This window comes from Streptomyces sp. NPDC054757, assembly GCF_053612185.1.
Genome location: NZ_JBSHBW010000062.1, coordinates 1 through 1,074 on the forward strand (window position 1 = coordinate 1; position 1,074 = coordinate 1,074).

The window sequence follows — 1,074 nt, forward strand, 5'->3', positions numbered from 1 at the left end:
GGTGCTGGTACTGGCCCACTCCGACAAGGAGGACGCAGCCGCGACCTGGAAGAAGACCTTCGGACATCACCCGCTGATGGGGTTCGTCGATCACGGAAGCAGCGGCAGCGGGGAGCCGGTGGCCGCACTGCTGCGGCCCGGGAACGCGGGCAGCAACACCACCGCCGACCACATCACCACGGCCCAACTCGCCCTGGCCCAGCTACCGAAGAAGTACCGACGAGGACGCCAGACGCTGATCCGCACCGACTCCGGCGGTGGCACCCACGACTTCCTCGCATGGCTCGCTCAGCGGGGAAGGCGGCTGTCGTACTCGGCCGGCACGGCCATCACCGACGCCATCCACCAGGCCGCCCTCAAGATCCCGCCCGACGCATGGACGGCGGCCGTCGAACCGGGAGATGAGATCCGCGACGGAGCCTGGGTCACCGAGCTCGACGGGGACGTCCTGAAGGGCCGGCCGCAGGGGATGCGGCTGATCGTCCGCAAGGAACACCCACACCCCGGTGCCCAGTTGCGGTTCACCGATGCTGACGGGCTGCGACTCACGGCGTTCGCCACCCACACCACCGGCGTCCCGATCGCCACGCTCGAACTGCGGCACCGTCAACGCGCGAGAGCCGAGGACCGCATCCGAACCGCTCGCGCTACCGGCCAGCGCAACCTGCCCCTGCACGACACCGCGCAGAACCGGATCTGGCCGGAGATCGTCCAGATCGCCCTCGACCTCCTCGCATGGATGCCGATGCTCGCTCTCACAGGCAAAACCCACAGGTGGAAGCCCCGCCGTCTCCGGCTCCGCCTCTTTTCCGCTGCCGCCCAGCTCGTCACCACCGCCCGCCGCCGGCACCTGAGATTCGCTCGCCACTGGCCCTGGACCGACGCGATCACCAATGCCCTGGCACGGCTCGAAGCTCTCCCGAACCCCGGCTGACCAGCACGTTCCCACCCCTGCGAGCAGCATCACCCCGACCGGAGCAGTGGAACCCGGCGCCCACCCGACACGACAGCCGGGCCATCAGCCCGCCTGCCACCAGCCACACAACCGAAACGGCCCGCCGAAGAAACCGACGG

1 protein-coding gene is annotated in these 1,074 nt (G+C 69.6%); it reads left to right on the forward strand.

Going from position 1 to position 1,074, the window contains the following annotated elements; translation table 11 throughout:
• Positions 1 to 934 (forward strand): IS1380 family transposase (locus ACWGKJ_RS34855; protein WP_385034213.1); only part of this gene is annotated, 934 nt, incomplete at its 5' end.
• Positions 935 to 1,074: the final 140 nt, after the last annotated feature.